The organism is Vibrio kanaloae (assembly GCF_024347535.1).
Lineage (GTDB): Bacteria > Pseudomonadota > Gammaproteobacteria > Enterobacterales > Vibrionaceae > Vibrio > Vibrio kanaloae.
In genome coordinates this window covers 982,306-1,004,344 of the sequence record NZ_AP025497.1, presented here as the reverse complement: position 1 = coordinate 1,004,344, position 22,039 = coordinate 982,306, and the positions used below count along the sequence as shown (strand labels likewise).

Annotated in this window: 19 protein-coding genes and 6 tRNA genes; 13 read left to right on the top strand and 12 right to left on the bottom strand. The window is 44.5% G+C overall.

The features are described from left to right. The first annotated feature begins 175 nt into the window (after window positions 1-175). The 6 genes from OCV24_RS04790 to OCV24_RS04765 all read left to right on the top strand — a co-directional run bounded on the left by OCV24_RS04790 (window position 176) and on the right by OCV24_RS04765 (window position 1,195). Window positions 176-260: transfer RNA gene (locus OCV24_RS04790), tRNA-Tyr, on the top strand. 102 nt (window positions 261-362) lie between these two features. Then, window positions 363-447, top strand: a tRNA-Tyr gene (locus OCV24_RS04785). A 102-nt stretch (window positions 448-549) separates the two neighbouring features. After that, window positions 550-634, top strand: a tRNA-Tyr gene (locus tag OCV24_RS04780). 102 nt (window positions 635-736) lie between these two features. Next, a tRNA-Tyr gene (locus OCV24_RS04775) sits at window positions 737-821 on the top strand. A gap of 102 nt (window positions 822-923) precedes the next feature. Beyond that, window positions 924-1,008: transfer RNA gene (locus OCV24_RS04770), tRNA-Tyr, on the top strand. 102 nt (window positions 1,009-1,110) lie between these two features. Further along, window positions 1,111-1,195, top strand: a tRNA-Tyr gene (locus tag OCV24_RS04765). A 580-nt stretch (window positions 1,196-1,775) separates the two neighbouring features. Here the strand turns inward: OCV24_RS04765 and OCV24_RS04760 are convergent. Next, complete coding sequence (locus OCV24_RS04760) at window positions 1,776-2,684, bottom strand: Tim44 domain-containing protein (protein WP_017056959.1); 909 nt, start codon at window positions 2,682-2,684, stop codon at window positions 1,776-1,778. Between the two features lie 196 nt (window positions 2,685-2,880). Between OCV24_RS04760 and OCV24_RS04755 the strand changes: the two genes are divergently transcribed. The 3 genes from OCV24_RS04755 (at window position 2,881) to OCV24_RS04745 (ending at window position 6,430) form a co-directional block, all read left to right on the top strand. After that, window positions 2,881-3,471, top strand: a complete 591-nt coding sequence (locus OCV24_RS04755; RefSeq protein WP_017056958.1) for a TetR/AcrR family transcriptional regulator — start codon at window positions 2,881-2,883, stop codon at window positions 3,469-3,471. A gap of 17 nt (window positions 3,472-3,488) precedes the next feature. Continuing rightward, on the top strand, window positions 3,489-5,363 hold the full coding sequence (locus tag OCV24_RS04750; RefSeq protein ID WP_150878134.1) for an MFS transporter: 1,875 nt from the start codon (window positions 3,489-3,491) through the stop codon (window positions 5,361-5,363). Between the two features lie 146 nt (window positions 5,364-5,509). After that, window positions 5,510-6,430 (top strand): YeiH family protein, encoded by a 921-nt coding sequence (locus OCV24_RS04745; protein ID WP_017056956.1) that lies wholly within the window; start codon window positions 5,510-5,512, stop codon window positions 6,428-6,430. Window positions 6,431-6,564: 134 nt separating this feature from the next. Here the strand turns inward: OCV24_RS04745 and OCV24_RS04740 are convergent, their stop codons facing one another. The 7 genes from OCV24_RS04740 to OCV24_RS04710 all read right to left on the bottom strand — a co-directional run bounded on the left by OCV24_RS04740 (window position 6,565) and on the right by OCV24_RS04710 (window position 14,279). Continuing rightward, the gene (locus OCV24_RS04740) at window positions 6,565-6,732 is read right to left on the bottom strand and encodes a hypothetical protein (RefSeq protein WP_046224406.1); all 168 of its coding nucleotides are present in this window, start codon (window positions 6,730-6,732) and stop codon (window positions 6,565-6,567) included. Window positions 6,733-6,889: 157 nt separating this feature from the next. Further along, window positions 6,890-8,323 (bottom strand): o-succinylbenzoate--CoA ligase, encoded by a 1,434-nt coding sequence (menE, locus tag OCV24_RS04735; RefSeq protein ID WP_137008857.1) that lies wholly within the window; start codon window positions 8,321-8,323, stop codon window positions 6,890-6,892. A gap of 64 nt (window positions 8,324-8,387) precedes the next feature. Continuing rightward, entirely contained in the window at window positions 8,388-9,395 is a 1,008-nt protein-coding gene (gene menC, locus OCV24_RS04730; RefSeq protein ID WP_137008859.1) for an o-succinylbenzoate synthase, read from the bottom strand. Window positions 9,396-9,470: 75 nt separating this feature from the next. Continuing rightward, on the bottom strand, window positions 9,471-10,337 hold the full coding sequence (menB, locus tag OCV24_RS04725) for a 1,4-dihydroxy-2-naphthoyl-CoA synthase (protein WP_017056952.1): 867 nt from the start codon (window positions 10,335-10,337) through the stop codon (window positions 9,471-9,473). 103 nt (window positions 10,338-10,440) lie between these two features. Continuing rightward, entirely contained in the window at window positions 10,441-11,241 is an 801-nt protein-coding gene (gene menH / locus OCV24_RS04720; RefSeq protein WP_136996954.1) for a 2-succinyl-6-hydroxy-2,4-cyclohexadiene-1-carboxylate synthase, read from the bottom strand. Window positions 11,242-11,250: 9 nt separating this feature from the next. Further along, window positions 11,251-12,975 carry a 2-succinyl-5-enolpyruvyl-6-hydroxy-3-cyclohexene-1-carboxylic-acid synthase gene (gene menD / locus OCV24_RS04715; RefSeq protein WP_137008863.1) on the bottom strand — a complete coding sequence of 575 codons (1,725 nt, stop codon included), beginning with the start codon at window positions 12,973-12,975 and terminating at the stop codon, window positions 11,251-11,253. After that, on the bottom strand, window positions 12,972-14,279 hold the full coding sequence (locus OCV24_RS04710; RefSeq protein ID WP_029627060.1) for an isochorismate synthase: 1,308 nt from the start codon (window positions 14,277-14,279) through the stop codon (window positions 12,972-12,974). The genes menD and OCV24_RS04710 overlap by 4 nt, the downstream gene beginning before the upstream one ends. A 295-nt stretch (window positions 14,280-14,574) precedes the next feature. Between OCV24_RS04710 and OCV24_RS04705 the strand changes: the two genes are divergently transcribed. From OCV24_RS04705 to OCV24_RS04695, 3 genes are all read left to right on the top strand, one after another. Further along, entirely contained in the window at window positions 14,575-15,792 is a 1,218-nt protein-coding gene (locus OCV24_RS04705; protein ID WP_017056948.1) for a pyridoxal phosphate-dependent aminotransferase, read from the top strand. Between the two features lie 196 nt (window positions 15,793-15,988). Beyond that, the gene (gene yfbR / locus OCV24_RS04700; RefSeq protein WP_017056947.1) at window positions 15,989-16,573 is read left to right on the top strand and encodes a 5'-deoxynucleotidase; all 585 of its coding nucleotides are present in this window, start codon (window positions 15,989-15,991) and stop codon (window positions 16,571-16,573) included. A gap of 54 nt (window positions 16,574-16,627) precedes the next feature. Further along, the gene (locus OCV24_RS04695) at window positions 16,628-17,971 is read left to right on the top strand and encodes an anti-phage deoxyguanosine triphosphatase (RefSeq protein ID WP_102506055.1); all 1,344 of its coding nucleotides are present in this window, start codon (window positions 16,628-16,630) and stop codon (window positions 17,969-17,971) included. A gap of 31 nt (window positions 17,972-18,002) precedes the next feature. Here the strand turns inward: OCV24_RS04695 and OCV24_RS04690 are convergent, their stop codons facing one another. Then, the gene (locus OCV24_RS04690) at window positions 18,003-18,602 is read right to left on the bottom strand and encodes a tRNA-uridine aminocarboxypropyltransferase (protein WP_146449172.1); all 600 of its coding nucleotides are present in this window, start codon (window positions 18,600-18,602) and stop codon (window positions 18,003-18,005) included. Between the two features lie 9 nt (window positions 18,603-18,611). On the opposite strand from OCV24_RS04690, the gene rrtA reads away from it, so the two are divergent. Continuing rightward, window positions 18,612-19,154 carry a rhombosortase gene (rrtA, locus tag OCV24_RS04685; RefSeq protein ID WP_150878130.1) on the top strand — a complete coding sequence of 181 codons (543 nt, stop codon included), beginning with the start codon at window positions 18,612-18,614 and terminating at the stop codon, window positions 19,152-19,154. Here the strand turns inward: rrtA and OCV24_RS04680 are convergent. From OCV24_RS04680 to OCV24_RS04670, 3 genes are all read right to left on the bottom strand, one after another. Then, window positions 19,151-19,450, bottom strand: coding sequence for a ComEA family DNA-binding protein (locus OCV24_RS04680; protein WP_017056943.1), 300 nt, complete (start codon window positions 19,448-19,450; stop codon window positions 19,151-19,153). The two genes, rrtA and OCV24_RS04680, sit on opposite strands and share 4 nt — an antisense overlap. A 208-nt stretch (window positions 19,451-19,658) precedes the next feature. After that, window positions 19,659-21,524: a peptidylprolyl isomerase gene (ppiD, locus tag OCV24_RS04675; protein WP_137008865.1), complete on the bottom strand. Its 1,866-nt coding sequence runs from the start codon at window positions 21,522-21,524 to the stop codon at window positions 19,659-19,661. Between the two features lie 218 nt (window positions 21,525-21,742). After that, complete coding sequence (locus OCV24_RS04670) at window positions 21,743-22,015, bottom strand: HU family DNA-binding protein (protein WP_004736083.1); 273 nt, start codon at window positions 22,013-22,015, stop codon at window positions 21,743-21,745. Window positions 22,016-22,039 lie beyond the last annotated feature (24 nt).

Here is a 22,039-nt window from a genome sequence, read left to right as displayed (position 1 = left end):
GAGCAATATGCGTACTTTTCGCCATCTTTGCCCAAAAAGAAAGCATTTAACACAAAACCATAAGAAAAACCCTTTACAGGTTTAACGTGTTTGCTATGATGCGCTCCGCACTTGAGAGATGCGTTGGGAAAAACATCTCTTTAGCCTATCCATTATGAGTTAGGAAAAACACCCTGGAGGGGTTCCCGAGTGGCCAAAGGGAGCAGACTGTAAATCTGCCGGCTCCGCCTTCGATGGTTCGAATCCGTCTCCCTCCACCATATTCTTCTTACCTCTTTTGGGAGTTAAGAGAACAACCTGATTGATGGGCTTATGGGAAAACATCAATTTAGGCTTACTTTGTGAAGAGTAAGATACACCCTGGAGGGGTTCCCGAGTGGCCAAAGGGAGCAGACTGTAAATCTGCCGGCACTGCCTTCGATGGTTCGAATCCGTCTCCCTCCACCATATTCTTCTTACCTCTTTCGAGAGTTAAGAGAACAACCTGATTGATGGGCTTATGGGAAAACATCAATTTAGGCTTACTTTGTGAAGAGTAAGACACACCCTGGAGGGGTTCCCGAGTGGCCAAAGGGAGCAGACTGTAAATCTGCCGGCACTGCCTTCGATGGTTCGAATCCGTCTCCCTCCACCATATTCTTCTTACCTCTTTCGAGAGTTAAGAGAACAACCTGATTGATGGGCTTATGGGAAAACATCAATTTAGGCTTACTTTGTGAAGAGTAAGACACACCCTGGAGGGGTTCCCGAGTGGCCAAAGGGAGCAGACTGTAAATCTGCCGGCACTGCCTTCGATGGTTCGAATCCGTCTCCCTCCACCATATTCTTCTTACCTCTTTCGAGAGTTAAGAGAACAACCTGATTGATGGGCTTATGGGAAAACATCAATTTAGGCTTACTTTGTGAAGAGTAAGACACACCCTGGAGGGGTTCCCGAGTGGCCAAAGGGAGCAGACTGTAAATCTGCCGGCACTGCCTTCGATGGTTCGAATCCGTCTCCCTCCACCATATTCTTCTTACCTCTTTCGAGAGTTAAGAGAACAACCTGATTGATGGGCTTATGGGAAAACATCAATTTAGGCTTACTTTGTGAAGAGTAAGACACACCCTGGAGGGGTTCCCGAGTGGCCAAAGGGAGCAGACTGTAAATCTGCCGGCACTGCCTTCGATGGTTCGAATCCGTCTCCCTCCACCATATTCTTCCTTAATTGGAAAATCGAAAAGCCAACTCGTTGAGTTGGCTTTTTTCGTTTCTAAGTTCAACACTTCGGACACCTACCCGCAGCTCTCACTGCAAGATTGTAATCTCTCGGAAATCATTTCCCATACTTCCCAGTGACGTCCACAAGCTAAAGAAGAGGCGCAACCTAAGCCATTGGTAGAAATAAGCTACTCATACTCTTCAACTATTTGTTGTTTCTGATGCAATGATATTTCAGGTTCTATTATCGGTTCGAAAACTCAGTCGTCACGATTAACACCTCTATCTTGGTTAGATACCCCGATTGAATATCTAAATAAAATGAATAACTTGGTTCAGCCTAACTCACCGTTGGCACAAAGTATCACTCTAAATAATTGTCGTGATGATACTGTTTTTCTACAAATGAGGAGAATCCAGAGAGCCGCATTATCGTAAGCCCTAGAAAAACTCTCTTCTGAAAACTTACAGTTCTATACAACCAGACACAAAAAAGCCCCTACAGATTTCTCCGTAGGGGCTTTCAATAATCAAAGTAATGTCTAGCTAACTCATTTTTAGTTAACTATCGAGATTAACCTTGAATACCAACAATTAGCCAAGGCGCATTGTTAGTTGTTAGGTCACGCTCTAAGTGCCAGATATCAGTGATATCTTCTTCAATGCCATCCGCTGTGTCACGGTAACGACCGCTAAACTGAAGGCTTAGCTGTGCTTTGCTACCATCGTGGTCTGCGCGAACGATTTCAGCATCAACGTACATTACGTCTGTATGCTGATCACCGTCTAGCTTATTACGCTCAGCTTTTAGGTCTTCAAATAGGCTTGGAGATACGTATTCTTCAATTGTGTTTAGTTCGTTGTGATTCCATGCACCTTGCAGTGTACGGTAGTGCTCACGAGAACCGTTGATGAATGCCGCTTGATCAAAGCCCGGCGGGTAGTTATGTGGAACATCGCTTTGTGCACCAAAACCGAAACCACCAGCAGTACCTTGTGATTGAGGTTGTGCTTGCTCGAAGTTATGAACATTTGGTTGTTGCTTAGGTTGTTCAAACTTGTTCTGACCCATGCCGCCGAATGCTGGCTGTTGGCCACGTGCATTCTGCTGATTCATTGAGCCCTGCTTCGCGCCCAACATTCCACGTAGGAATTTAAACGCTAGGAAAGCAATCAGACCCATGATCAAAATATCCATAAACTGGATACCTTCAAATGCGCCACCAAAGAATGCAGCTAAAAGACCACCAGCCAGTAAACCACCTAGCAGACCGCCCATAAGGCCTTTCTTGCTAGAGTTAGCTGCTGCTTTCTTACCGGTTTGATCTTGTCGGATCGAATTCGTGTTTTGTTGTTTTGGTGCTGGAGCCGTTTTAAAGCTTTTGCCAAATGACTTACCACCACCAAACTTTTTCGCTTCTGCGATTGGCGTCACCGCGACTGTTACCAACAGGATCGCGACTAGTGAGAAAAATCGTTTCATTATTATCCTTTATAGGTTTTTTATCTTTCGACCCTTTCATCATACTCGTTAACAAAGAACAATGAAATATTCACGGCATTTACACATGTATCATAATATTGCGGCTATTAATTGGTTGCTTAATTAGCGAAAAGATTGACGACTATCGAGGGCATCATTAAAATATTGAACGATGTTCATTTACTAGAAACGAATCATGGCACGAAGAAACGATCATACTCGAGAGCAATTAGTTCAGCTGACCTTAAAGACAGTGACAAACTTTTTAGATCAGCACTCTTATCACGAGTTAAGTCTACGTAAAATTGCCAATATGATTGGTTACGTCCCTAGCACATTGGTGAATGTATTTGGGAACTACAACCTACTACTTTTGCACGTTGTTGCCCAAACATTAGATGAACTGACGTCTGAATCAGCGACCGCAGTCGAACAATCGAGTAGTCCTCAACAAGCTCTATTCAATCTAGCCTACTGCTACCACGATTTTGCACAAAGACACCCTCACCGTTGGCAGCTTATTTTTGAGCACAACATGAATGGTGAAAACCTTCCTGAATGGCAGTCGAACCGCATCGATAAAATGATAGATATGCTTGAGCAACTCCTATTAGCCATTGCACCTGAGCACACGGAAAGTGAAGTGGTTAAAGCAAGCCGAGTATTATGGTCTGGTGTGCATGGTATTACTTTATTAAGTGTCGACGATAAATTTTTCGCATCAGAACCTATTGATGGTAAAGAGTTGATCGATAACCTAGTCTCAAACTACTTAACTAACTGGTAAGTATCCAAGGAAAGAGAATGAACAACAGCAGCCAATCTTCGCTGTTAACGCAAAAAAGGTTCCTACCCTACTTTATTACCCAATTTCTGGGGGCCTTTAATGACAACATATTCAAAAATGTTCTGTTGCTGTTTGTAGCTTTCGCAAGCGTAGACACGCTGCCTATCTCCAGTAATTTATTCATAAATTTGGCCGCTGGCCTTTTTATTCTGCCCTTCTTCCTATTTTCGGCGTTGGCTGGTGTACTGGCTGATAAATATGAAAAATCTTGGTTTATTCGTAAGATTAAGCTTATTGAAGTCGTTATTATGTCACTGGGTGCGATCGGTTTTATCTACGAAAGTTACGGAGTATTACTTCTACTTCTGTTTCTCATGGGAACACAAAGTGCCTTCTTTGGCCCGGTTAAATATGCGCTATTGCCACAACAATTAGAAACGAAAGAGCTTGTTTCTGGAAATGCCTTAGTTGAGACAGGCACATTCCTAGCAATCCTGATCGGCACTCTCGGTGCTGGTATTATTGCATCAGAAGAAAGCGCTAAACTGATCGCTGCTATCAGTATCATTTTATTCGCGATTCTCGGATATGTCTCAAGCTGTTTTATTCCTGAAGCACCAAGCAACGCCCCAAGCCTAAAAGTGAATTGGCAGCCCGTTAAACTGACCCGCAGCACACTGGCGATTGCGAAGAAAGACCGACCTACTTTCCAAGCGCTGATGTCTATCAGCTGGTTTTGGTTCCTTGGTGCAGCTTACCTAACTCAGTTTCCCAACTTCACCAAACTGCATCTAAACGGCACTGAAAGCTCAGTCGCCTTTTTACTGGCACTATTCTCGGTAGGCATCGCGATCGGCTCTTTGGCTTGCGATAAGTTATCTAATCACCGAATTGAAATCGGCATCGTGCCAATGGGCAGCTTAGGTATCTCGATCTTCGGCCTTTTGATGGCGATATCCATTCCGGAGTCTTTGCCTGACTTTAGTTCTTTCTATCAATTCGTAACCTATTCAGAGCTTTGGCCGCTATTCGCTTACCTTCTGCTTCTGGGTATCTCTGGAGGTATCTTTATTGTTCCTCTGTATTCACTAATGCAGTTACGTGCCAAGCCCGACGAGCGTGCCCAAGTGATTGCCGGGCTCAATATCTACAACTCACTGTTCATGGTGGGAAGTGCGGTATTAGGTATTGTTTGCCTTAGTGTTCTAGATCTTTCAATTCCACAGCTGTTTATCTTGCTCGCGGTGGGCAACACTTTGGTGATGTTCTCCCTGTTTTATCAGGTGCCTATCTACGCTTTCCGCTTCTTTACGTGGATAGTCACTCACACCATGTACAGAGTTAAACATAAGAACTTACATCACCTGCCAGAAAAAGGCGGCGCGTTGATTGTCTGCAACCATGTGAGTTATATGGATGCACTGTTGCTGAGCGCGGTTTGCCCTCGCCTTATCCGTTTTGTGATGGAAGAGGATTACACCAAGTTGCCACCTATTCGACGCTTCTTGAAAAGAGCGGGAGTGATTCCAATTTCCGCAACAAACCGCAATTCGATTCGAAACGCTTTCAAAGAAGTAGAACGTGCCCTGCATGAAGGCCACATCGTATGTATTTTTCCAGAAGGAAAGCTCACCTCTGATGGTGAAGTGGCTGAGTTCATGCGTGGTATGGAGCTGATCATCAAACGTTCTCCTGTCCCTGTGATTCCTATGGCTCTCAAAGGATTATGGGGCAGCTACTTTAGTCGTTACAAAGGCCGTGCCTGCAAAGGATTACCAACTCGCTTCTGGACTAAGTTAGAGATAGAAGCTGGTGAGCCTATTTCACCTAAAGAAGCCTCTTGTGAAACTCTTCGACAGTCAGTCTCTGACCTTCGCGGATCACTACGCTAGCTAGCCAGCCCTTTATTCATATCAGCTGAACAAGCGTTAAGTTTTCCTTAACGTTTGTTCAATTCATTTAGACTTACTTATCATTTTATTGAACGTATAGTGGTCTCATCACAATAACGCCACAACAAAACAAGACTCTAAATACAATGAACCTAAAAAAGTCCGTTCCATTTTATCTTGCTGCACTGTTTTGCTTAACGCCTTGGGTTAGCTCACCGACAGCCCTGGTTATCGGTTTCCTACTTGCTAGTTTAGGGTTAGTCCCTGAACACTTGGAAGTCGGCAAACTCACCAAAAAGCTACTGGCCTACTCTATTGTTGGCTTAGGTTTTGGTATTCAGTTTGAAAAAGCATTAGCAGTAACAGGCGATGGTATTGGGCTCATTGTAACGACGATTATCGGTACATTAGTTATTGGTTGGTTCTTGGCTAAGCGAATGGGGCTAGACCGCACAACGGGCTACCTTATCTCATCTGGTACCGCGATTTGTGGTGGTAGCGCGATAGCAGCTGTGGCACCCGCGATCAAAGCAGACGATGAACAGATTGGCTTGGCATTAGCCACTGTATTCGTGTTGAACTCGGTTGCTCTATTTTTGTTCCCGATGATTGGTCACGCGCTTGAACTCAGCCAACAAACATTTGGTACTTGGGCAGCTATTGCGATTCACGATACCTCTTCGGTTGTCGGTGCGGCATCTGCGTATGGTGAGGAAGCGCTCACTACAGCAACAACATTAAAACTAGCTCGCGCGCTTTGGATCATCCCAATCGCGTTAGTCAGTGCAATGATCTTCAAAAATGGCCAAAAGAAGATTACGGTTCCCTATTTCATTTTCTTCTATTGCGCCGCTATCGCGGTGAGTGACTTACTGCCACAATTTGAGATGGTCTATCAAGGAATCTTTGATGTGTCTAAGCGAGCACTGGTGGTGTGTTTGTTCTTAATTGGCTGTGGTATTTCAGTTGAGAAGTTAAAAGCAGCGGGGCCGAAACCATTGATGTTTGGTATTACGATGTGGGTCATGATCTCAACGGGTTCATTGGCATGGTTAACTCTCGCCTAACCGACATAGAAACGTTTTAGACGGTTGTTCGGTTACCTAGACATTCAGGTTAGCGAGCAACAAAACAAAAAAGGCAAAGCTCAAATGGGTTTTGCCTTTATCGTATGTGGTAAAGATATTCTGTGTTGCAACAATCACGAATCAAACAGGGGCTTATCACTCTTATTGCTCTCTCTTTTCATTAAAACAAGTACCACAACCAACACAAATGCGGTGAGCTCAGCCAACGAACGAGTCAACCCTGATGAGATGACCGCTTGGCCTATCTGCAGTAAAACCGCAATGATGAGGGCAATTTTCATAATAAGACCTTATTCTATAATCCGTTATTTATATGGCTTATTATGATGGATGGTTATAAAGATAATAAATTCTGTTTTGAACTATCTAATTGCTAAATTAACTAACCGCCTTCCAATCTAGCAAACGACACAACAACTTCCGGATCTGTGCGGCTTTTTAGTTCCTACGTTGAAACAACCAAGCTGCCAAACCTGCTCTCGATACTTTAATCCCCTGCTGTTCTTGCTCAGGCATTTCATAATACTCGATAGGAAATTTGAATCGCTCTAGGTTCCCTTGTAACTGTTCTGCAAACCACTCTTTGGTCGGTAGTTCGTCACTGTCGACAATCGCTACAGGTCTAAATCCAAATTCACTATCTTCTACAGGGACCACAAAAGCTTGTTTAACACTAGACAATTGAGTTAATGCTCGCTCTATCTCTTCGCAGTGAATGTTCTCACCGCCGGAAATAAACTGGTTATCTGCGCGGCCAATTATCGACACTTGTTCGCCGTCCCATTGGCCAAGATCTTTACTATCAAACCAACCGCTCTCATCCACCAAAGGCGTTAATTTACCTTGATGGTAATAACCGGAAGCGAGGGTGTCACCTCCAATATAAATACGTTGGTTTTCAATTTTCAATTGACGATGATTAAGCACGAAACCAGCAGTGCTGCTTGCATCAACAAGTTTTGCAGTCACCGTTGAAGCCGCTTCGGTCATACCGTACCCCAGCCAAGTTTCGATGCCCATCTGTTGAGCTTGAAGAGCAAGTTCTTCTGGAATATGACTTCCGCCCAAAAGCACATGCGTTAAAGTAAGTGCTTGCTTACTCTTTAGTAAGCGATGTAGCTGAGTAGCGACCAATGATGCGTGACTGCATTCTTCTATATCAGTTTCAAGCTGACCTGTGCCTATCTTGATGCAGCCACCAGCCGCTAACCAACGATGAACTATCGCCAGCCCCGACACATGGTACATAGGTAAACTCAGTAACCAAGTGTCACCTTGTTGATAACGAAACACCTCAAGTAAGCCGGCCGCCGAGCATAAATGCTGCTCAAGCGTGTGAGCCACTGCTTTGGGATTTCCGGTAGAGCCAGAAGTGAATACGATGCTCGCAAGGTTTTGAGGATTGAAGCTGGAATCTTCCAGAATTGTTAAAGGTAGGCCATCACTATCAACCTTAACTTCACTTAGGCAAGGAAACGTCACCAACTCAGTGTTCAAATCAGCAGCATCAGAGCGCTCTATCCTACTACTGTCCAAAAGCCAAAGGTAGCTTTGTTGATCCGCTTGATATAAGGAATTGAGCTTTTGCTTCAGGCGTAAACTAGGCTGAGGCATCGTAAACGCACAAACCACACCCAAATTGAGTGCGGCAAGATAAACCGGGATCACTTCAGCTTGGTTCTTACCAACAATCGTCAGTACATCACCTTCAGATAGGCCTTGATGAGATAGCTGTTGTTGGTACTCACTAACCAACACAAACACTTGTTGCCAAGTATAAGTGCGGTGAGTAGTCACTAGCGCTGGTTGAAGTGGGTTTTGCTGCGCCCACTGTAACCAGAGCGGGTGATGATTAGATTGTGGGCGCATCATATGATAACCAAAAATAGATTAAGAACTTACTGAGATAATTACATAGCCATTCAAATAGCTCGGTCTAACAAGACCAAATCAGTTGCTGCTGTTCAAGCGTAGAGACAGGCAACTGACAGCCCGGCCAAGAAACTTCTAGCTGCTGCTTGAACAAGCCAATCGTATCCAGCCCCGGCACTTCATTTGGCAAATATTGCTGCGCCAGACGAGCAATCTGAGTCAGACCTAGGCTCGACTCAATACTTGAGCTCAATACAGGTTTAATTCCAAGCTTCTGTGCACGCTCAATGATTGCTACACAACGCTCGACAGAACCAATAAGAGTTGGCTTGATCACGACAGCTTTAACACCAGTAAGGTCGCTAAGATCAAACTCTGGACTGCGCACCGCTTCTTGCAATGTCTCGTCCCACGCAATCGCCACACCATGGTCAATGGCAAAGGCCAAGCTATCTTCTGGCTTTTGGCAAGGCTCTTCAATAAAGCTAATGCGCTGACGTAATGAGGGCGCAATGTACTTAATGAACTGCTTCGCTTTCTCTGGCTTCCATGCACGGTTAGCATCAAGTCTTAAGGTTAAATCAGGAATCGACTCAAGGAATAAGCTCACCAGCATACCGTCACGGATCGCTTCATAAAGGCCAACTTTTACCTTAGCAACCTTCTCGCCTTCCATCTCGTTAAGTACAGGGATCAGTTCATCAGGATCCCCTGTACACAAAGGCGCAGCTTGGTAGTTACCTTCAGCGTTAAGATCGCCTCGTAATTCCATCATCGCCATCGAAAAGCCAAACGCGACAGAAGGATATAGCTCATCAAAAGGCGTTTGAGGGTTATTGTGGCTCCAAAGTTCTAATTCGTGTTGAAGCTGAATGCCAGCTTGTTCGGCATCTTCTTGGCTAAAACCTGGCAAAGGTGCGACTTCACCAAAACCAGTTTTACCATTACACTCAAGTTGGATTATATAGCCAACGCGTTCGTTCAACTTATTGTCACGAAGAACCACGCCACTATCCATAGGTAATTGATAGCGGTAGAGTTTAGCGTAGCGCTGAGAATTCGCTGAGTTCATAAAGTTTCCTAAAAAACGGGGAACATCAAAAGAAAATGAGCCGCAATTTAGCGACTCATTCTGAAGAGGATAAAGCTATGGGTTACGCGGGAATTTGTCGAAGTCTGGTCGACGTTTCTCGTTGAATGCGTTGCGGCCTTCTTGGCCTTCCTCTGTCATGTAGAACATCATGGTTGCGTTACCAGCGAGCTCTTGTAGACCGGCTTGACCATCACAGTCCGCGTTCAGTGCCGCTTTCAAGCAACGCAGAGCCATTGGGCTGTGCTGCAGCACTTCGCGACACCAACGAACGGTCTCTTTTTCTAGGTCAGCGACAGGAACAACGGTGTTTACAAGGCCCATGCCCAGTGCTTCTTGTGCATCGTAGAAGCGGCACAGGAACCAGATTTCACGCGCTTTCTTTTGACCAACGATACGAGCCATGTAAGAAGCACCCCAACCGCCATCAAATGAACCCACTTTAGGACCCGTCTGACCGAACTGCGCGTTTTCAGCGGCAATAGTAAGGTCAGCCATCATGTGAAGTACATGACCGCCGCCTACTGCCCAACCCGATACCGCTGCGATAACTGGTTTTGGACAAGTACGAATTTGACGCTGGAAATCAAGTACGTTCAGGTGGTGTGTACCTGAATCATCTTGGTAGCCGCCGTAGTCGCCACGAATACTTTGGTCACCACCAGAACAGAACGCCTTCTCACCAAGACCCGTCAAAATGATCACGCCTACTTTCTCGTCGTAACGAGCGTCAGCCAGTGCATTGATCATCTCTTTTACGGTTTGTGGACGAAACGCATTGTGGACTTGAGGACGCGCAATCGTGATTTTTGCAATACCATCATCAGACTTGTGGTACTGAATATCTTCATATTGACTGCTTTCATCGCGCCAGTTAACGGCTGCGTAAAGTTCTTCTTCTGTGATGCCTACTGTTTTAGCCATGGTGATTCCCATTGTTCTATTAGAGACCACGACTAACGAATAGTCGTGACGGTGTTGCTCTGCTTTTTGATAGTGCTGAATACGAGAGAGTCGCTCAATCAGCCTAACTACGGCTGGCGATACATTGGATGATCAAGTTTGAAAACAGCTCTGGTTGTTCAAAGTGAACATTATGACCAGCGTAATCCACTTGACTATATTCAAAGCCACTATTCTCAGCTAGCTCCATGAATTTACGATCTTTTTCACCGCACACATAATGCAATAAATGCTCATGAGATTTTAATGTGGCACGTAAATCCGGTTGCTTAGCTAACGAAGTAGATAACAACATATTTGCTACGGATACTCCAAGGTTACCACTACGCTTTATGACCAAAGTTTGTCTTTGCTCATGATTTAGTGAAGAAAAGACGCTTTGTTGATACCAATCGTCCAAAACATCTTCAATCGACTGCTGCGCAAAGCGAACCGCCCACTGCGTATCATGTACTAACCTTTGTGCTCGTTCTTCATCACACTCTAAGCCAAAGTTGCCGCCTTCAATAATCACTTTCTCTAGGTTAAGCGTCTCAAAACAAGGGCTTGTCACCCCATACATCGCAAGCCTTCCACCCATCGAGTAACCAATAATCACGATAGGATAGTCTGCTGGCAGATTGTTGCGCGCCAATTGAGAAGTAATGCACTGGACAATTTTATTGCAGCAATGGTCAAACCCTACCGGATCGATAAAACAACTTTGTCCGTGTCCGGGTAAATCTATGCAAAGACGAGAAAAATCCTCGAGGAATGGATGACATGCACTCCAATCATCCCCGCTTCCGAGTAAACCATGTAAAAAAACAAGCAAAGGTTTGTCAGAAGATACTTTTGAAGCAGGGAAATAATTGGAGTAAAGCATACAAAGTCCTTAGGCTAATGCCTCGGTAAGCATTGAACTGAATTGTTTTAGTAAAGTAGACGCTTGCTCGGGAGGGGTCTTAACTTCAACGAGCAAGGTACCCTGACCCTGTTCGAAATGTTGTTCGATAATGGTTTGATAGCAATTCAAGGTTTCTGGCGCAGCGTATCCCAACTGGAATTGCGCAGCAGCGTGTTCAAAACTGAAACCATGAGGCATTTGATAAAGAGACTGTTTCTGTTGTTCTGGTACCGGCAACAAATCAAAGATCGCACCACCATCATTGTTGGTCACAACAATAACCATCGGCGTTAAATTATGAGTCAGCAGAGCCAGTGAGTTCAGGTCGTACAGCAAAGAGGTATCGCCAATCAACATCAACAAAGGATTCTGGTTGGCTTTCACTACACCCGCAGCCGTCGCCACCAAGCCATCAATGCCCGATGCACCACGATTGCTGTAAACTCGATTCGCAGATATTGATGACAACATATCCACCAGCCTTACCATCAAGCTGTTTCCCACAAACAACTCTCTGTCTTTAAGTCTAGACGACAAGTCAACGGCAACACTCAACTCTGTGAGTTGGTCATTATTAGATATTTGCGCAAGTGCGAGTTGCTGAACGGTATTTGCCACCTCGATTAAAGGCGCCGCCCAACCAGCATGCGGGCCAAAAAACGTTGGCAAGTGTTGTTCTGATATCCATAACTCGATATCGGCAACAATATGAGTTTGAGGCAGGTGGTCTTGGTTGATACGATGTAAATCAGGTGACACAACAATATATTGTAATGAGCTGAATGATGATGCTTGTGATTTTATCCAATGATTAAGGCGCTTAGAAACAATGCGCTCACCAAACTGAAAGATAAAATCACATTGGTTGAGTTGTTCTTTCGCTACGTTACTCTGCATCCACAGATCATAATGTTTCCAATCACTTGTGACACCTGATTGAGGGTCACAAAAAACTGGCCAGCCTAATGTAGTGGCAAACTGCTGAGCTTTTGTCGCTTGTTCAATATCTAACGAACCGAGAATAACCACACCCTTACGTCCAAGGTACTCACCTGGAGCAATAGGTTGTGTGCTCACTTGATTAGGTAAAAACGTTTGGCTGTAACAACCTGTTCCCGATTTCCACCCAGCGACACTGGATGTGTACTCTGCATACATTTCAGTGTTATTTGATGAATAAAGCGGCTCAGGGAACGGGCAATTGATATGAATGGCTCCGCCGACACTGCGTTGTTTCGCGAGTGCGTTATCAACCGATGTCAGAAGCCAGTTCAAAGAAACTTGCGTGGTTGGGCTTGGTAGGTTTAGCGCCGTTTCAACATGGGACGAAAAGATACCCTGCTGCTGAATTGCTTGGTTAGCACCACAGTCGACTAAATCAATAGGTCGATCTGAGGTCAGTAAAATCAGTTTCTCTCGTGTCAGCCCAGATTCAGCCGTGGCAGGTAGAAGATTCGCAACAGCAGTTCCAGAGGTTACAATCACTGCAACGGGTTTGTCGCTCGCCTTCGCCAAACCTAAAGCAAGAAAGCCAAGACCACGCTCATCAAAATGCGTGTGTAAGGTTAACTTGGGGTTAGCTTCAGCTTCGAGCGTTAATGGCGTTGAGCGAGAGCCCGGTGCAACACAAACATGTTCAACACAGTTGCGTGTTAGCTCTTCAAGTAACGTTTGACACCAAACTCGATTTAATACGGCTTGGTCGTGGTTCATGACGCTACACCCAATGGCGGGTGATCAGAAATGAGGCTGAGCAGAGTCGACATCTTCTTGTTCAACTCTTGCCACTCATGTTCGGCAACCGATCCTGGCACGATCCCCGCGCCCGCAAACAGCTGCACTTGATCGTTTACAACTAAAGCACTGCGAATCGCTACACAGAGCTCAGCGCGTTGGTGGCTAATATAGCCAACAGAGCCTGCATACCAACCTCGAGCAAATGGTTCATGTTCAAGTATGAAATCCATCGCTTCTTTACGAGGTAACCCTGCAACTGCAGCAGTCGGCTGCAACGCGGCAAGTAACTGCACACCGTTAATGCCTGCATTAAGCTGAGCATGGATATTACGTTTCAAATGCTGCACTTTACGCAAACGTACAAGGCGCGCATCCTTTTCAACATGAACCATTTGTGAGTGAGGAGTGAGTCGCTCAATGATATCGTCGACCACATACTGGTTCTCATTGAGGTTTTTGCTATCTTGAGAAAGCCAGTTTGCTAACTCCATATCCTCGGTTGCGTTCTCCCCGCGACCAATCGTTCCAGCAAGCGCTTCGGTATCAAGCTCTATACCATGTCGGCTATACAAGCGCTCTGGCGTCGAGCCAATAAAGCTGTGTTTAGAATCCAACACCAACATAAAGTGAAAGCTATGATGATTTTGTTGATAGCTTGCCTTAAGTAATTGTGCTGCACAGATAGGCGCATCGAGCTGTAGCGTGGTTTTACGAGCCAAAACCACTTTCTTATACTCTTCGTCACTGATCCCCTGAAGCACTTTATTCACCAAACTACCCCACTGTTCCTTTTCCGGCACGTGGGTTATTTGTTCAATATGAGCAGACAACGGCGCTAAAATCGCCGCTTCAACAGATAGCTTATTTAAGGCATTAATCGAAGCAACGCGATCAGGAGATAAATTAACCGCTAGCGACCAAGTATTATCAAAGCGAATCAATTCAACCTGAGGAAGGAAGAAAAACGATTCCATGCAACGACGATTCTTAGCGGTGTGCCCGTCAAATGAACGTCCCCCCCAAATTCGCTGGTCTTCCCCAAGAATTGCATATGCGGGTGCGGGGTCTGAAAAAGTATGTAACTGACCGAGTGCAACGACCTCTTCACGAGTGTCGCGTGACTGCCAGTAAAATTTGGGAAAGAGAGGTTGAGCATGAAGCCATTCTATAAATGCAAACGATGGTTTTTGCGTTAGAACTTCAACACAACGAACTTCGCTTGCTGGGGCATTGTGTACTCTCTCAATCAAAGCGGAGAGAGTTTGCTGGAAATGTGACAAATCGACCTCGTCCACACCTAAATTATTATTATATTAGGTTGATACTTTATGGGTAGCACCCACTGAGATCAAGAATGTACTATATCTTTTCAACATTCCTGTGATTTTAAGCAATCTCGCCCCCTTTCTTCCCTTCGCTAAAATCAACAACGCTAAGAATTAAAACTCATAAAATAGTGATAGTAAAAAGACCAGACGTTACACGGAAATGCGACATTCAGCAGATTTTTATTCTATCAAACCCCATTTTGCGGTACTTTAATAAAGTATTTAAATTAATTCCAGGAAACCGGCAATGCAAAATATCGGGATGTCGTCAAAACTCAACAATGTATGCTACGAAATCAGGGGGCCTGTACTCAAACATGCTAAGCGCATGGAAGAAGAAGGGCATAAAATACTAAAGCTAAATATTGGTAACCCCGCCCCCTTTGGTTTTGACGCCCCTGATGAGATCCTTGTTGACGTAATCCGCAATCTACCAACATCTCAAGGGTACTGTGACTCAAAAGGTATTTATTCAGCCCGAAAAGCGGTTGTCCAGCACTATCAGAAAAAAGGTCTTCGCAACCTTGATGTAGAAGACGTTTACATTGGAAATGGTGCATCAGAGCTTATCGTGATGTCTATGCAGGCACTGTTGGATAATGGTGATGAAATCTTAGTGCCCGCACCAGACTACCCACTTTGGACAGCATCTGTAGCGCTTTCTGGAGGCACACCGGTTCACTACATGTGTGATGAAGACGCCGATTGGTATCCAGATCTCGATGACATACTCGCGAAGATTTCACCAAAGACTCGCGGGATCGTTTTGATTAATCCAAACAATCCAACGGGTGCTGTATATAGTCGTGATTTCCTGTTGAAAGTTGTGGACATTGCTCGTGAGCATGGTTTGATCATCTTCGCTGATGAAATATACGACAAAGTACTTTACGACGGCGCAGTGCACACTTCCGTATCAACCTTGGCTGAAGACGTTTTAATGGTAACCTTCAATGGCTTATCGAAAGCTTATCGTGTATGTGGCTTTCGTGGTGGTTGGATGTTCTTGACTGGTCCAAAACACTTAGCGAAAGGCTATGTGGAAGGCCTAGAAATGCTCGCTTCTATGCGCCTGTGTGCCAACGTGCCAATGCAGCACGCAATACAAACCGCACTCGGTGGCTATCAGAGTATTAATGAACTAATACTACCTGGTGGTAGACTGCTTGAACAACGTGACCGAGCATGGGAATTGATCAACAAGATCCCGGGAGTGTCTTGTGTGAAACCAAAAGGTGCGATGTACCTGTTCCCTAAAATCGATACTAAAATGTACAACATCAAAGATGATCAAAAATTTGTACTCGATTTCCTTAAACAAGAAAAAGTATTATTGGTTCAAGGTACTGGCTTTAATTGGCCAAAACCCGATCACTTCCGCATCGTGACTTTGCCACATATCGAAGATCTAGAAATAGCAATTGGTCGTCTTGAGCGCTTCTTGTCAACTTACAGCCAAGAGTAGTTCGCCCACAATCAACCTGCTAACAACTAGTCCACTAACGATGGCTATAATTTACTGTTTTAAAATACTTTAACTTGTATTCATTCACTTATATGCTTAAAAGGCTCCTGTTTAGGGGCCTTTTTTATATCTCCTATCTCGTACTACTTGTATCGTTTACAAGACACAAGTAGAGCATTGTTAAGCAAGGACACTTATGAAACAAAGCCATTTCTTTGCCCATCTAGCACGCATGAAACTGATCCAACGTTGGCCACTGATGCGCTCAGTCTCAAGCGAGAATATTTCAGAGCATAGTTTACAAGTTGCCTTCGTCGCGCACGCTTTGGCGCTTATCAAAAACAAGAAATTTGATGGTCAACTCAACCCTGAGCACATCGCATTGTTAGGTATGTACCATGACACTAGTGAGGTGCTTACCGGTGATTTACCAACTCCAGTCAAATACTACAACCCAGACATTGCACAAGAGTACAAAAAGATAGAAGCAGCAGCCGAGAAAAGGCTACTGTCCATGTTGCCGGAAGAGTTTCAAGAAGACTTCGCACCATTTTTAATTTCAGGGACAGCAAGTAAAGAAGAGCAAGGCATTGTTAAACAAGCAGACACTATCTGTGCTTATTTAAAATGTTTGGAAGAACTCAGCGCTGGAAATCATGAGTACGAGCAAGCAAAACGTAGACTTGAAGAAACACTCGAACAGCGTAAAAGTCCAGAAATGGATTACTTTCTCACTACCTTTGCACCGAGTTTTGAATTATCACTAGACGAGATAAGCTAACTGGGTATACCTTGAATATAATTAGTTAAATAAATCAATTTGATAGGCGCTATTTTGACAGTCCAACTCGAACCAACATTTGCACTCGAACAAGAATGGCAACATCGAAATGACGATGAACATAAAATAAGACGTGATGACCACCGTAGCCCGTATCAACGTGATCGTGCACGTGTACTTCACTCTGCGGCCTTCCGCCGCCTTCAAGCTAAAACTCAAGTGCATGGCACCACTGTTAACGATTTTCACCGAACCCGATTAACACACTCTCTAGAAGCCGCGCAGCTTGGTACAGGTATCGTCGCTCAATTGAAAAAGAAGCAGCCCGAATTCCGCGACCTATTGCCCTCAGACAGCTTGATAGATTCACTATGTTTGGCTCACGACATTGGTCACCCAGCTTATGGGCATGGCGGTGAAGTCGCCCTGAATTACATGATGCGCGATTATGGCGGCTTTGAAGGCAACGCTCAAACGTTTCGCATTGTCACACAGCTAGAACCTTACACTGAGCATCACGGGATGAACCTATCTCGACGCACTTTGTTAGGTCTGATTAAGTACCCTTCTCTGCTTAGTGAAGTTCAAGCTAAATTGCAGTCTGAGCCAGTTAAGCATCAACGACAACTCCGTGCCAAAGATTGGATGCCAGCAAAAGGCATCTACGATCACGATAAAGAGCTGTTTAACTGGGTACTGGAGCCGCTTTCAAGCAGCGACCAACAACGGCTAAAAAAGAAAAGAAAGTCGCACACCGAACCACTTGAACACAACAAGACCAAATACAAGTCACTTGACTGTTCTATTATGGAGCTGGCTGATGACATCGCGTATGGCGTACACGATTTGGAAGATGCGATTGTGCTGGGCTCCGTGACTAAGACACAATGGGTAGAATCGGCTTACCCGCAGCTACAAGAAATGGCGGACCCATGGATTTGTGAACACCTTGACTCAATAACTGAAATGCTGTTTTCCGGCGAGCAGTATCGCCGCAAGGACGCAATTGGCGGAATAGTCAACGCACTATTGACCAGTATTTCGATTAAGCGCGTTGATGAGAACTTTGAGAATGTGTTGCTCTCCTACAATGCCGTACTTGAGCCGAGCATGGATGGCACACTCGATAAGCTGAAGCACTTCGTGAGTGAGTTTGTTATCCAAGTCCCTCAAGTTCAGGTTATTGAATACAAAGGACAGCAAATAATCATGGATATGTTTGAGGCATTCAGTGCTGACCCTGAACGCTTATTGCCACTGCCAATCAAGAAGCAATGGCTACAACATCAAGACGATTCAAGAAAGATGCGAGTGATTGCAGATTACATTTCATCAATGACTGATGATCTTGCACAGAAAATGCATCAGCAATTGTTCTCAGCTCATACAGAGTTTTAAGCGCTCAATAGCTTAAATATCGTGTAACGGCTTAATCTAAATAGTTTTTCTCGAAGACACCTGGTGGCATTTGATTGATTTGAAACTGAATCATTTGGTCAAATGCCGTTAACAGTGGGCGAAAATCACCGTCAGTCTCTAGTAAGCTCAATAAATGATAACCCGCTTCTACTGTGGATAGACAGTTGTCACTAGGTGCTTTGCGAATTCGATAGTTACCCTTGAGGTCTTTCGGCAAGTAAACCGTTTTTAACGCATGCAAGTTACTCGATACCTGCCACATTTTGAACGCCTTCTTCCACGTCCCATCCAACAAAATCACACGTAGCTTTTTATTTGAACAGGTTACCGACTCAACAGGAACAGAGTTTTCGCTTGGGTATAAAATCACATGTTGGTACTGTTCATCGGCCAGCAATGCGTTCAGTTGTTCATTGTCTGAAAAGTCTTCGCCGACAAGCGTCACGCTATTATTTAGAGATAACGAGAGGATGCGCGCAGTTCCCATTGGGCGATGCTCTTCTGATAGGTGCTGAAGAATGATAAGCTCAACATTCGATTCGAGTGGTGTAACCCACTGACAAATACAAGCTTTCAAAGCCTTGCTGCATTGGGGGCAATAACGAGACATGGATTTAATGTGTACCCTGTTTTAATTTTCACTTCACTTTTATGCGTCTTATTCCAATTTGAACCAATACAAGCTTGGGTCGTTTGGGATAGCAATGCGATTGCCGATGGGCAATGGTGGCGAATCCTAACAGGAAATTTTTCACATACCAACTACTCGCATCTTCTGATGAATCTAGCAGGCTTGTGGATCATCAGCTATCTGTTTCAACCGAGTAAAAAACAGCTTGTTCTTGCTTTGCTTGTGATTAGTTTAGTGACTGGGGTCGCTCTGTTATTTTCAAGTATTCAGATCTACGTTGGCCTATCGGGCACTTTGCATGGGTTGTTTGGTTTATGCGCGCTCAGAGAGACTATAAACGGCAGGAAATCTAGTTGGCTGTTAGTGTTGGGATTAATCGCTAAGATCGTTTGGGAGCAGCTTATTGGCCCTTCTAGTACGACTGGCGAACTAATTAACGCTCGTGTCGCAATTGAAGCCCACCTAGCAGGGTCAATAGCAGGAGGCTTCATGGCTGTAATATTTTTGCTAGCGGATAAAAAAGCGGATTAAAGCTGAATTCTTTCGCGGTTCTTTTCTACCGTCACTTCACCGATTCCTTTCACACTCACCAAATCATCAGCAGTCGCAAACGCACCATTTTGATCTCTGTAATCGACGATATCTTGGGCTTTCTTGTCCCCGACGCCAACTAATAGCGCTGAGAGTTCTTCTGCTGTCGCTGTGTTGATGTTTACCGTTATCTCAATACCTTCGTAAAGCTCAGCCTTAGTTGGGCTGTCTGCAAACGCTGCGGAGCTAAGGGTAATAAGAAATGAAAGAAGTAGTGTTGAATATATTGTGCGCATAAACCGTTCCTTTGTATAAAAAACGTAACTTATGCATTTACCATTATAAATGACACAGTAACTAAATAAAAATAAAGCGGGCCACCTTAGTGACCCGCTTTGTTATACATCTCGTTTTCATCAGCTTGTTTGTTCGCTCACAAATTTGATTTATAGAGCAACAGTCATACTTTGATTAACAATACTAAATCATCGAGTGAATCAAAGTTTACTGATCTTGGCCAACTACGTAATATTCAACATCCGCGTTTTTGCGAAGTACGTTTAATACATTAGTAAGATCTTGTTGGTTGCCAACTCGTTCCAGTTGAGCGCCAATTTGAGTGCTGTAAGCCGGGTTGATTTCAGCCGTTACTTTTGAAAGCTCAACAACAACAATATTACCGTCTTGGTCTTTAGACTGACCGAATACAGATTGACCGTCTTCTGGTTTCGCGAAAGCGAATACAGAAGATGCTAATGGAGAGTTACGGTCTATCGTTTCAAGTTCAGTGAACTCAAGATTATTATCCGCCAGTACTGCTTCATTGCCTTGCTTAAGTTCGTTCACTAGAGAAACACCTAGTTCAATCGCTTGTTGCTCAGCTTGAACAGCAGACAATGCAGCCACAACCTGCTCTTTCACTTCAGCTAGCGGAAGAACGGTTTCGTCACGAGTTTCTTCTACACGAACAACAATCACATGCTCAGGTGCAACTTCGATAACTTCAGAGTTTAAACCATCTTCTTTCACTTCAGGACTCAAGATCGCTTGCATAACTGCAGGTGTCATGAGGAGTTCTGGAGCATCAACTTGAGAAATGAAACCCGTTGTTGTGATCTTAGCGTTAATAGCTTCAGCTGAATCGTCCAAAGAATCTGGGAATTCAAATGCCACTTTCTCTAGTTCATTTTGCTTCTCGTAGAACTGGTCGACAGCATGCTGGTCTATAAGCTCTTGCTTAATCTCAGCCGCTACTTCTTGGTAAGACTGAGCTTGAGACGCTTTTAGCTCGTCTAACTTGATGATGTGGTAGCCAAAATCCGACTTAACTAAACCAGTTATGTCGCCAATAGTTTCAAGAGCAAAAGCTGCATCTTCAAACGCTGGGTCCATAACGTCGCGTTCAATCCAACCTAGGTCACCGCCAACGTCTGCACTACCGAAGTCGTCAGATTTCTCTTCCGCTAGCGTAGCAAAATCAGCGCCTGCATTTAGCTCGTCTAGGATTGACTGAGCTTTCGCTTCGTCATCGCCTTGAACTAGGATGTGGCTAACTTTACGTTGCTCTTCAGTTGAGTACTTGTCTAGGTGCTCTTGGTAGTATTTCTGTGCTTCTTCATCGCTTACTTCAAGCTGAGACTTAAGCGCTTCAGCAGAAAGCTCAATGTAAGATACCTTAGCTTGCTCTGGACGAGTATAAGCTGCTGGGTTCTCTTGGTAGTACTGTTCGATTTGCTCGTCAGTTAACTCGATGTCTTTTGCTAGGTCAGCAACAGACAGTGTCACTGTGCGAATGTCACGAGTTTGTGCGATAAGCTTGCTCTGAGTATCGATTTCGCCTTGAAGAACGAATTCACTGCCTTGAAGTGCAGTCACAAGCTGGTTGCGCATTAGGTCACGACGCATGTATTCTGCGAAGCTTTCTGCGCTGAAACCTGCACGACGTAGTGCTGCTTGGTAAACTTCTTGGTCGAATTGACCCGCCGTTTGGAACTGAGGCATTTCTAGAATCATGGTACGGATTTGAGAATCACTGATTCGTAGGCCTAGAGACTCAGCTTGCTGCTCAAGCAGTACGTCATTGATCATGCGATCAAGTACTGATTTACGGAAAGATTCTACGTAACCAGGGTCTGCAAGCATTTGAGAGAAGTAATCGCCAAGTTGAGACTGCATACGGTTACGTTCGTTTTGGTAAGCCTGTTCGAACTCACCACGAGCAATTTCTGTGTTGCCAACTTTAGCTGCTGCGTTGTTACCGCCACCGGTGATGTAGCTGCCTACACCTGCGAATACGAATGACAGGATAATCAACCCAAGGATAATTTTTACCGCGATGCTATTCACGCCTTCGCGTAATCGATCCATCATAATTTAAGTGCTCTCCGGATATGAAGCATTGGCTTCAAAATAAAAATCTATTCACGCGATATTATCAGAAAAAGAAATGCGCATCAGTAGGATGCGCATAATTTAAATAAGTTCAATGTTCTTTGTACACATACTGTTTAAGAATGAAACATCATTTTTCAAACAGTAAACGCATTTTACTGCCTTCCCCTCTTAAATGGAGGTTTCAGCAGTGAAAATTAGTTACATGCGTCTTTAAGTGCTTTACCCGCTTTGAAGCCAGGTACTTTAGCTTCTGCGATTTGGATCTCTTCACCAGTTTTTGGGTTACGACCTGTACGAGCAGCACGAGTACGAACACTGAAAGTACCAAAGCCAACAAGTGCAACTTGGTCGCCTGATTGTAGCGTTGTGCCAACTGCTTCGATGAATGCGTCTAGAGCGCGGCCAGCTGAAGCTTTAGAGATGTCTGCGTTTTCTGCGATTGATTCTACTAGTTGTGTTTTATTCACTGTTTTTCCCCTATGTGTCATCTG

Bases quoted from the DNA above. Each gene is read 5' to 3' on its own strand.
- OCV24_RS04740 (WP_046224406.1), bottom strand. From the start codon at position 6,732: ATGAAAATTGCCCTCATCATTGCGGTTTTACTGCAGATAGGCCAAGCG.
- OCV24_RS04705 (WP_017056948.1), top strand. From the start codon at position 14,575: ATGCAAAATATCGGGATGTCGTCAAAACTCAACAATGTATGCTACGAA.
- yfbR (WP_017056947.1), top strand. From the start codon at position 15,989: ATGAAACAAAGCCATTTCTTTGCCCATCTAGCACGCATGAAACTGATC.
- OCV24_RS04760 (WP_017056959.1), bottom strand. From the start codon at position 2,684: ATGAAACGATTTTTCTCACTAGTCGCGATCCTGTTGGTAACAGTCGCG.
- menD (WP_137008863.1), bottom strand. From the start codon at position 12,975: ATGAACCACGACCAAGCCGTATTAAATCGAGTTTGGTGTCAAACGTTA.
- OCV24_RS04755 (WP_017056958.1), top strand. From the start codon at position 2,881: ATGGCACGAAGAAACGATCATACTCGAGAGCAATTAGTTCAGCTGACC.
- menH (WP_136996954.1), bottom strand. From the start codon at position 11,241: ATGCTTTACTCCAATTATTTCCCTGCTTCAAAAGTATCTTCTGACAAA.
- menB (WP_017056952.1), bottom strand. From the start codon at position 10,337: ATGGCTAAAACAGTAGGCATCACAGAAGAAGAACTTTACGCAGCCGTT.
- OCV24_RS04745 (WP_017056956.1), top strand. From the start codon at position 5,510: ATGAACCTAAAAAAGTCCGTTCCATTTTATCTTGCTGCACTGTTTTGC.
- menE (WP_137008857.1), bottom strand. From the start codon at position 8,323: ATGATGCGCCCACAATCTAATCATCACCCGCTCTGGTTACAGTGGGCG.
- OCV24_RS04750 (WP_150878134.1), top strand. From the start codon at position 3,489: ATGAACAACAGCAGCCAATCTTCGCTGTTAACGCAAAAAAGGTTCCTA.
- menC (WP_137008859.1), bottom strand. From the start codon at position 9,395: ATGAACTCAGCGAATTCTCAGCGCTACGCTAAACTCTACCGCTATCAA.
- ppiD (WP_137008865.1), bottom strand. From the start codon at position 21,524: ATGATGGATCGATTACGCGAAGGCGTGAATAGCATCGCGGTAAAAATT.
- OCV24_RS04680 (WP_017056943.1), bottom strand. From the start codon at position 19,450: ATGCGCACAATATATTCAACACTACTTCTTTCATTTCTTATTACCCTT.
- OCV24_RS04690 (WP_146449172.1), bottom strand. From the start codon at position 18,602: ATGTCTCGTTATTGCCCCCAATGCAGCAAGGCTTTGAAAGCTTGTATT.